Source organism: Mesorhizobium sp. M7A.F.Ca.US.005.03.2.1 (genome assembly GCF_003997795.1).
Taxonomy (GTDB): Bacteria; Pseudomonadota; Alphaproteobacteria; order Rhizobiales; family Rhizobiaceae; genus Mesorhizobium; species Mesorhizobium ciceri.
Map to the genome: position 1 here is coordinate 1 of NZ_RZRP01001382.1, position 918 is coordinate 918.

Sequence of the window (918 nt, forward strand, 5' to 3'; positions counted from 1 at the left end):
ATCCAGCACGGGATCAGCTCGACCTCAGGCCGCGCCGTCGACAGATTGTAGAGCCCGGAGCGGAACGCCAGCAGCGGCTCGTCTGTCATGTTGCGGGTGCCCTCGGGAAACAGGATAAGCGAGTGCCCTTGGTCGAGAACCGACAGCATGATCTCGATGGGGTTTTCCTCAGGTCTCGTCCATTGCCGGTTGATGAGCACGGACGACAACATGTCCTGCGCGATGAAGCGGCGCAGCCGCGACTTCCCCCAATATTCGCCTGCGGCAACAGCATGGGTGATCGCGCGCTCCCTTTCGCTGAGACAGGCCGACAAAAGGATGAAGTCGCCATGGCTGGTGTGATTGGCGAAATAGATGCGCTGCCGCTCGGAGGGCAGGCTGCCGTTCCAGATCGGCCGCACCCCGGTCACCATCCGGGCCAGAGCCGACAGGCCGACGGAGGTTACCGTCTGCAGCAAGGTGAAGGTCTTGAGCGAAAGCTTGTTCATCGCGGCGCCCAAAACCCTGCCGCCAGAAGCGCTGCGGCGAACAGAGCCAGGGCAGCGCGCTGCTTGAACAGCAAGCGGCTTGTGCCGGCCATGCGGTCATCGAGCAAGCGTGTCGCGAACGGAGCCGGTTTCAGGCGCATGCGCGCCAACATGTCATCCACCGCGGCACCGCCGGAAGCTTCGTCGTCATGGCTCGCCATCAGTCGGAACAGCAGCGCGTCGAATGCCAGCAATGCCGACAGCGCCAGCACCGCAACCGCGCTCGCGGCGGCGATCGACAAAGCGATGGCCGCGGGCAAGGTCTCGAAGGCACCGCGCGCCGATGCGGCTAGAGGCGCAAGGACATTTGCGGCCAGCACGATTGCGGCCGGCCACGCGGCCTGTCGCATCAGCATGCCGGCGAAGCGGTCGGTGCGGTCCTGATAGGTAT

The 918-nt window shown here is 64.6% G+C and carries 2 protein-coding genes; both read right to left on the bottom strand.

The genetic code is table 11. The annotated features are described in order from the left end of the window. Positions 1 to 488, bottom strand: a 488-nt coding sequence (locus tag EN991_RS37930; RefSeq protein WP_164769742.1) for a lysophospholipid acyltransferase family protein, incomplete at its 3' end; no start/stop codon positions are given. After that, the coding region (locus tag EN991_RS37935; protein WP_127370615.1) for a hypothetical protein at positions 485 to 918 on the bottom strand (434 nt) is incomplete at its 5' end. The genes EN991_RS37930 and EN991_RS37935, both read right to left, overlap by 4 nt.